The organism is Amycolatopsis sp. NPDC004772 (genome assembly GCF_053601215.1).
In genome coordinates, this window is the sequence record NZ_JBSGBK010000166.1 from 1 (window position 1) to 6622 (window position 6622).

At 71.3% G+C, this 6622-nt stretch carries 6 protein-coding genes; 3 read left to right on the forward strand and 3 right to left on the reverse strand.

Features of this window, described 5'->3' with window-relative positions; all coding sequences use genetic code 11:
* Positions 1-79: 79 nt before the first annotated feature.
* Both ACWEF6_RS42605 and ACWEF6_RS42610 read right to left on the reverse strand, forming a co-directional pair.
* Positions 80-889 carry an Fpg/Nei family DNA glycosylase gene (locus ACWEF6_RS42605; protein ID WP_449680692.1) on the reverse strand — a complete coding sequence of 270 codons (810 nt, stop codon included), beginning with the start codon at positions 887-889 and terminating at the stop codon, positions 80-82.
* Positions 889-1362: a ribose-5-phosphate isomerase gene (locus ACWEF6_RS42610; protein WP_310972143.1), complete on the reverse strand. Its 474-nt coding sequence runs from the start codon at positions 1360-1362 to the stop codon at positions 889-891. The genes ACWEF6_RS42605 and ACWEF6_RS42610 overlap by 1 nt, the downstream gene beginning before the upstream one ends.
* A 45-nt stretch (positions 1363-1407) precedes the next feature.
* Between ACWEF6_RS42610 and ACWEF6_RS42615 the strand changes: the two genes are divergently transcribed.
* Complete coding sequence (locus tag ACWEF6_RS42615) at positions 1408-2130, forward strand: 2-phosphosulfolactate phosphatase (protein WP_449688154.1); 723 nt, start codon at positions 1408-1410, stop codon at positions 2128-2130.
* A complete protein-coding gene (locus ACWEF6_RS42620; RefSeq protein ID WP_449688155.1) occupies positions 2127-2936 on the forward strand; it encodes an MBL fold metallo-hydrolase in 810 nt (269 codons plus the stop codon). Before ACWEF6_RS42615 ends, ACWEF6_RS42620 begins: the two co-directional genes overlap by 4 nt.
* A 48-nt stretch (positions 2937-2984) precedes the next feature.
* On the opposite strand, the gene ACWEF6_RS42625 is transcribed toward ACWEF6_RS42620, so the two are convergent.
* The gene (locus tag ACWEF6_RS42625; protein WP_449688156.1) at positions 2985-3605 is read right to left on the reverse strand and encodes a mycothiol-dependent nitroreductase Rv2466c family protein; all 621 of its coding nucleotides are present in this window, start codon (positions 3603-3605) and stop codon (positions 2985-2987) included.
* A gap of 155 nt (positions 3606-3760) precedes the next feature.
* Between ACWEF6_RS42625 and pepN the strand changes: the two genes are divergently transcribed.
* Positions 3761-6328, forward strand: coding sequence for an aminopeptidase N (pepN, locus tag ACWEF6_RS42630; protein WP_449688157.1), 2568 nt, complete (start codon positions 3761-3763; stop codon positions 6326-6328).
* Positions 6329-6622 lie beyond the last annotated feature (294 nt).

Here is a 6622-nt window from a genome sequence, read left to right on the forward strand (position 1 = left end):
AAGGCGTGGATCGCCTCCATCACCAGGTTGAAGAAGATCACCGGCGAGAGCATGGGCAGCGTGATTTGGGGCGCTCGGGTCAGGCGGGCTGGCAGCGAGGGCACCAGTAGAGGTTGCGCCCCACCAGTTCCGAATTCGCCACCGGCGTCCCGCACACGAGGCACGGTTCGCCGGCGCGGCGGTAGACGTAGACCTCGCCGCCGTGGCGGTCCACCCGGGCCGCGCGGCCCATCGCCTCCGGCAGGTGTTCCGGCCGGACCGTGTCGATGCGCCCGACGCGGACGCCGTCGCGCATCAGGGTCACCAGGTCGGCCCACATGTCGTCCCACAGCGCGCGGTCCAGCGCCCGTCCGGGCGTCAGCGGCGCGACGCCGTGGCGGAACAGCACTTCGGCGCGGTAGACGTTGCCGACCCCCGCGAGCACCGCCTGGTCCATCAGCAGCGCCGCGATCGACGTCTTGGACCGCGAAATGCGCGCCCAGGCCAGCTCCGGTTTCGCGTCCCGGCGCAGCGGGTCGGGACCGAGCCGGGCCTTGATCGCGTCGGCCTGTTCGGGGGCCAGCAGTTCACAGCGGGTGGGCCCGCGCAGGTCCGTCCAATGTGTCCGGCCGGCCAGCCGCAGCCGGACCTGGCCCACCGGTTCGGGCGCGGGCAGCGGCGATTCGCCGAAGGTGCCGTAGAGCCCGAGGTGGATGTGCACGATGCCGTGCGGGCCGTAGTCGTGGAAGAGGTGCTTGCCGTGCGCCTCGGCGCCGGCGAACACCTGACCGTCCAAACGGGACGCTTCGGCGGCGAACCGGCCCTGCGGGCTGCTCACCGCGACCGGGGCGCCCGCGAACCGGCGCTTGTGCAGCCGCGCGAGCCGGTGGAGCGTGTGCCCTTCGGGCATCAGGCCTCCGGCAACGCCGGTGGGGTCCCGGTGCGCTCGTAGTCGAGGAGCTGCTGGACGCGGCGGGCGTGCCGCTCCTCCGGCGAGACCTCCGTCGCCAGGAAGGCCTCGACGATCTCGACGGCCTCTTCGGCGGTGTGCATCCGGGCGCCGACGCCGATCAGCTGGGCGTGGTTGTGCTCGCGGCACAGCTTCGCGGTCTCGACGCTCCAGGCCAGGCCGGCCCGGGCGCCGGGCACCTTGTTGGCGGCGATCTGCTCGCCGTTGCCCGAGCCGCCGACGACGATGCCGCGGCTGCCTTCGTCGGCCACCACGCGCAGCGCCGTCTCGACGCAGAACGCCGGGTAGTCGTCGGCCGCGTCGTAGACGTGCGGACCGATGTCGGTCACCTCGTGGCCCTGCTTCTCCAGGTGAGCCACCAGGTGGTTCTTCAGCTCGAAACCGGCGTGGTCGGATCCCAAGTAGACGCGCACGGCCAGGAGTCTGCCACCCGGACCGATCTCGGGCATGCTCCGGGGGTGGGGATCTGGGAGCAGACCGGCAGCGACGTGCGGCTCGACTGGGGCGCCGAAGGGGTGGCCGCCCTCGGCCGCGAATGCGCGGTGCTGGTGATCGTCGATGTGCTTTCCTTCAGCACCACCACGGACCTGGTGGTCGGCCGCGGCGGTCGCGTGCTGCCGGTCCGGTGGCGCGACGACCGCGGGATCGCCCGGGCCCGGGCGGCCGGGGCGGTCATCGCGGGCGAGGGCGGATTCACCCTCCGGCCGTCTTCTGTGACGGACATCCCTCCGGGCACCTTGCTCGCCCTCCCCTCGCCCAACGGCGCGACGCTCTGCGACGCCGCCGCGGCGACCGGCGCGCACGTGCTCGCGGGCTGCCTCCGCAACGCCTCCGCCATCGCCGCGAAGGCCGTCTCGCTGGGCGGCTCGATCGGGCTGATCGCGGCGGGGGAACGCTGGGGGGTGAACATTTTCGGTGACGGCGAAACGTTCGGCCCGCTGCGCCCGTGCGTGGAGGACCAGGTGGGCGCCGGGGCGATCGCCGCCGCGCTGGCCGGTTACGGTCTTTCGATGTCCGCCGAAGCCGCTCTCGCCGCCCGGTCCGCCGACGCCGGAGCCCTGGTGAACTGCGTGTCGGGGCGCGAACTGGCCGAGGCCGGCCACGGCGGCGACGTCGCCTTGGCCGCGCGGATCGACGTGAGCGACGCCGCTCCCGTCCTGCACGAAGGAGTACTGGCATGACCGGCCGCTGGATCGAGGTCGCCGACGGCGTGCACGCCCGCCGCTACGAGGAGCTGGACCTGACCGTCGGGCTGGTGGTGGGCGCCGAGCGCTGTTTGGTCGTCGACACCCGCGGTGACCTCGACCAGGGCGCCGAACTGGCCGCCGCGGTCCGGGAGATCACGCCGCTGCCCTGGGCCGTCGCCTACACGCACGCGCACTTCGACCACGCCTGGGGCACCGAGGCGTTCCTGCCCTGCGACGTCTGGGCGCACGAGCGCTGCGCGGCCGAGCTGGGCGGGGACCTCGAGGCCGTCCGCGCGAAGTGGGTCGAGCACTACCGCGAAGAGGGCAAGCCGGACATCGCCGACGCGATCTCCCGCACCACCATCGCGGCGCCGGACCACACGTTCACCGGCCGCGTCGAGCTGGACCTCGGCGGCCGCACGGCCGTCCTGCGGCACCTCGGCCGCGCGCACACCGACCACGACGTCGTCGTGCACGTCCCGGACGCGGCGGTCGTCTTCGCCGGCGACGTCGTCGAACACGCCGAAGCGGGGTTCAGCGAGTATTCGTTCAGCGACGAAACGGACCTGACCGCCTGGCCGGACACGTTCGACGCGATCCTCGCGCTGGCTCCCCGCGTGGTCGTCCCCGGCCACGGCGACCCGGTGGACGCGGAGTTCGTCCGCTACCACCGCGACGGCCTGCACGAGCTGATCACCCTCAAAGCGGGCGTGGGCCGTGGCGAGACGACCGAGGTGGCCGCCGTGGCCGCGTCCCGCTACCCCAGCGATGTCACCCTGGCCGCCCTCGCGACGCCGTGACGGCGAAGGGGCGGTGGCCCTCTGCGCCACCGCCCCTCCCGCGACCCCCTAGTCGAAGTTCAGCTCGCCGGTGCGGGTGCGCTTGAGCTCGAAGAAGTCCGGGTAGCTCGCCATCGCGACGGCGCCGTCGAACACCTTCAGCGCGGCATCGCCGCGCGGGATGGAGCTCAGGACCGGGCCGAAGAACGCCACGCCGTCGATGTGGATCGTCGGGGTGCCGACGTCCTGGCCGACCGGGTCCATGCCCTCGTGGTGGCTCTTCTTCAGCGCCTCGTCGTACTCGGTCGACTGCGCGGCTTCGGCCAGCTCGGCCGGGGCGCCGATCGCCGCCAGCGCCTCCTTGATGACCGAGTCGTAGTCCTTGTTGCCCTGGTTGTGGTAGCGGGTACCGAACTCGGTGTAGTACTCGCGCAGCACCTCTTCGCCCTTGAGCTGCGAAAGCGCCACGGCCACGCGCACCGGGCCCCAGCCCTTCGCCAGCAGCTCCTTGTACTGCTCGGGCAGCTCGTCCCGGCCTTCGTTGAGCACCGACAGGCTCATGATCCGGAAGTTGAGGTCGAGGTTGCGGTGCTTCTCCACCTCCAGGATCCAGCGCGAGGTGATCCACGCGAACGGGCAGATCGGGTCGAAGTAGAAATCGACCTTCGTGGGCTGCTCGGCAGCGGTCATCGGGGTACTCCTCCGGGCACGTCTCGATGTGGGCGGACCCCCACACGAGGAGGCCAACACCGGGAAACGCGGGGTTGTTCCCTTGTCGCCCGCCACCCCGTCCCCATGATTGGATGCGGGGAGTTGAAAACCGATACCAACGACCAGAGGTGCCTGTGCCCGCCCCCAACCTGACCCGCGACCAAGCCAAGCTGCGCGCGGATCTGCTCGACGTCACCGGTTACGACATCGAGCTCGATCTGACCGACGGCCACGGCGGACCCGGGGAGAAGACCTTCGCGTCGACGACGACCGTCCGGTTCTCCAGCGCCCGGGCCGGCGAATCGACGTGGGTCGACCTCGTCGCCGACCGCGTGCACTCGGCGACCCTGAACGGCGCGGACGTCGACGTCAGCGCGTACGTCGAGGACAAGGGCATCGCGCTGGCCGGGCTGGCCGAGGCCAACGAGCTCACGGTGTCCGCCGACTGCCGCTACATGAACACCGGCGAGGGCCTGCACCGGTTCGTCGACCCGGTCGACGACGGCGTCTACCTGTACACGCAGTTCGAGACGGCGGACGCCAAGCGCATGTTCGCCTGCTTCGACCAGCCGGACCTGAAGTCGGTCTACCGGCTCACGGTGATCGCGCCGAAGGACTGGAAGGTCGTCTCCAACGCCATCGTCGAGTCGGCCGAGGAGACGCCGGAAGGCGCCGTCCGCACGGTCTTCAAGGAGTCCGAGCGGATCTCGACGTACCTCGTCGCGCTGGTCGCGGGCCCGTACGCCGAGTGGCGTGACGAGTACACCGACGACCACAAGACCATCCCGCTGGGCATCTACTGCCGCGCGTCGCTGGCCGAGCACATGGACGCGGACCGCCTCTTCACCGAGACCAAGCAGGGCTTCGGCTTTTACCACGAGAAGTTCGGCACGCCCTACCCGTTCTCCAAGTACGACCAGCTGTTCGTGCCGGAGTTCAACGCGGGCGCGATGGAGAACGCGGGCGCGGTGACGTTCCTGGAGGACTACGTCTTCCGCAGCCGCGTCACCCGCTACGCCTACGAGCGGCGCGCCGAGACGCTGCTGCACGAGATGGCGCACATGTGGTTCGGCGACCTGGTCACCATGCGCTGGTGGGACGACCTGTGGCTGAACGAGTCGTTCGCGACCTTCGCCAGCGTCCTGGCCCAGGCCGAGGCGACCGAGTACAAGAACGCGTGGACCAGCTTCGCGAACATCGAGAAGTCGTGGGCCTACCGCCAGGACCAGCTGCCTTCGACGCACCCGATCGCGGCCGACATCGTCGACCTGCACGCGGTCGAGGTCAACTTCGACGGCATCACCTACGCCAAGGGCGCGAGCGTGCTCAAGCAGCTCGTCGCCTACGTCGGGCTCGAGCACTTCCTCGACGGCCTCAAGGTGTACTTCGGCAAGCACGCCTGGGGCAACGCGACCCTGGCGGACCTGCTGGGCGCGCTGGAGGAGGCGTCCGGCCGCGACCTGTCGTGGTGGAGCGCGCAGTGGCTGGAGACGACCGGGCTCAACTCGCTGAGCCCGCGCTACGAGGTCGGCGCGGACGGCACGTTCACGTCGTTCGCGGTCGTGCAGTCCGGCGCGAAGCCGGGTGCCGGTGAGCTGCGCACGCACCGCGTCGCCGTGGGCGTGTACGACGAGGACGCGGCCGGCAAGATCGTCCGGACCCAGCGCGTCGAGCTGGACGTCGACGGCGAGCGCACCGAGGTCCCGGACCTGGTCGGCCGCCCCGCGGGCAAGCTGGTCCTGGTCAACGACGACGACCTGACGTACTGCACGATGCGCCTCGACCCGGCGTCGCTGACGACGCTGATCGACCGCATCGCGGACATCACCGAGCCGTTGCCGCGCACGCTGTGCTGGTCGGCGGCGTGGGAGATGACCCGCGAAGCCGAGCTGAAGGCCCGCGACTTCGTGACGCTGGTGCAGCGCGGAATCCACACGGAGACCGAGGTGGGCGTGGTCCAGCGGCTCCTGCTGCAGGCCCAGACGGCGCTGAACTCGTACGCGGAGCAGGAGTGGGCGGCCTCTCGCGGGTGGCCGGCGTTCACCGGGCGGCTCCTGGAGCTGGTCCGCGACGCGGAGCCGGGATCGGACCACCAGCTGGCGTTCGTGAACTCCCTGGCCGGCTCGGTGCTGGACGAGGCCACGTTGTCGGTGTTGTCCGGTTGGCTCGACGGCTCGGCACCGCTGCCGGGGCTGACGGTGGACACGGACCTCCGCTGGCGCCTCCTGCACGCCTTGGTGGCACACGGAAAGGCGGACGCGGCGCAGATCGACGCGGAGCTGTCCCGCGACAACACGGCAACGGGCCGCCGCCAGGCCGAGCGAGCAAGGGCGTTGAGGCCGACGGCGGAGGCCAAGGCCGACGCATGGCAGCGAGCGGTGTACGACGACGAGCTGCCGAACGCGGTGAGCGACTCGTTGATCTCGGGCTTCTCCCACCCGGGCCAGAAGGCCCTGCTGGGCTCGTACGTCCCGCGTTACTTCGAGGTGATCGACGAGGTGTGGCAGCGACGTTCGAGCGAGCGGGCCCAGCCGATAGCAATCGGCTTGTACCCCTCGTGGGCGGTCGCCGCAGAGACGGTGACGGCCTCGGACGAGTGGCTGGCGGGCGACCACCCCCAGGCACTACGCCGCTTGGTATCGGAGGGCCGAGCGGGAATCGTCCGAGCGTTGGCGGCCCGCGACTTCGACGCCCAGGGCTGAGTTTTTCCGGTGGTGGGCCGTGCCCCCGGCACGGGCCCACCCCCGGCAGGACAAGGCCCCCGGCAGCGGCAAAGAGCCACCGGCAGCCCACGCCCGCCCCTCCCGGCAGCCCAAGGCCCCCGGCGATGCAAGCCCTCGGCAGCGCACAAGGCTCCCGGCAGCCCAAGGCCCGGCAGCCCAAGCCCGCCCTCCCGGCCACACCCCCCTGCCGACCCGATACGCAGCCGCCTCAGCGGCCGGCGGGGGGGGGGAAGGGGCGGGTTGCCCCCAGGTGAAGACCAGCCCAGTAGGGAA